Consider the following 1,410-nt stretch of genomic DNA (forward strand, 5'->3'; position numbering starts at 1 on the left):
CAATCGATGCAGCTTGCCAGCGTGGTGGAGGTTCCCGTCATAAAACGCAGTTCCCCGCCCGCCAGCTCGTAGAAGCGGCTCGCCATTCTGGTTCCCTCATCCACATCACCCGCCACCAGCAGCATGGCTTGTGCCAGCACGGCGCCCTGGTGATCCTGCCCCGGCGCCAGCCAGCGCTGGGCAGTGCCGGTGATCTTGCGTCCCCCGATCACCAGGTTGTACTGACCATCGCAAAAGGAGCCGGGCACGAAGTCATAGCTTCCCTCAAGGCCGTACTCCGCCAACAGGGTCAGCAGCGGCGTCCCCAGCAGCCGGTAGTAGTGGGCGAGATCTGTGGTGGTGCGGGGCAGCAGCAGGGATAGGTTGAGGATCCCCGCTCCGTGGGGTACGGCAGTGCCGCCGCTGTCGCGCACATGCACTGGCCAATCTTCAGCTGCAAGTTGCTGGCAGGCGGCTTCGTAATGGGGGAGGCGGGTATCCTTGCGGGTGACAATCAGGCATTGGGGCGCCTGCCACAGGTGAGCGCGGGGCTGGCCGTCATGGGCACAGTCGCGCAGCCAGTGCTGCTCTTGCGCCAGTATCTGTGCGGGTGAAGCGGTATTGGAGAGGGGGGAGAGCAGGCGATAGGGCATGGCGGCATCCTCAAAAAAGGCTGCCCAGCACACTACCCGTGACGACTGGCAAGGTAAAGCCCCGCAGTGCGGGGCTGTTTGCTATCAGTAGGCTGTGTCTCAGGAGTGGCGCGCTTCGCGCTTGGGCAGCAGCAGGTTGAGCACGATGGCGGTAATGCCACCGGTGGCGACGCCGTAGGAGAGCACGCTTCTGGCCAGTTCAGGCAGGTGTTGCAGCACTTCCGGCACCTGCGCGACCCCGAGGCCCATGGCCAGCGACACCGCCAGGATCATCAGGGCGCGGCGATCCAGCTCCTCGCGGGAGATGATGCGCACACCCGCGGCGGCAATTGTGCCGAACATGACGATGGTGGCGCCCCCCAGCACAGGTTCGGGGATCTGCTGCACCAGACTGGCGACCGCCGGGAACAGGCCGAGCAGGGCCAGCATGGCTGCGATAAAGAGGCCGACATGGCGGCTGGCGACGCCGGTCAGCTGAATAACGCCGTTGTTCTGGGCGAAGGTGGACATGGGGAAGGTGGAGAACACCGCCGCCAGCATGGAGTTGGCACCATCGGCCAGCACGCCGCCTTTGATCCGCTCCATATAGACAGGCCCTTCCAGCGGCTCGCCGGAGATGTCCGAGGTGGCGGTCATGTCGCCGATCGCTTCGAGCGCCGTCACCACGAAGATGATGGCGAGCGGCACGAACAGCTGCCAGTCAAAGCCGAGGCCGTAGTGGAGCGGAATGGGCACCATCACCAGCGGGCCGTCGAAGGTGGGGGCGCTCACTTTGCCC

General features: G+C 65.1%; 2 protein-coding genes. Both read right to left on the minus strand.

All coding sequences use genetic code 11. The annotated features are described in order from the left end of the window. The coding region (locus AACS18_RS03005) for a lipoyl protein ligase domain-containing protein (RefSeq protein WP_108613662.1) at nt 1-632 on the minus strand (632 nt) is incomplete at its 3' end. A gap of 99 nt (nt 633-731) precedes the next feature. Then, a partial coding sequence (locus AACS18_RS03010; RefSeq protein ID WP_181363389.1) for a solute carrier family 23 protein occupies nt 732-1,410 on the minus strand: 679 nt, incomplete at its 5' end.

It is taken from the genome of Aeromonas sp. HMWF015 (genome assembly GCF_963878965.1).
Classification (GTDB): domain Bacteria; phylum Pseudomonadota; class Gammaproteobacteria; order Enterobacterales; family Aeromonadaceae; genus Aeromonas; species Aeromonas veronii.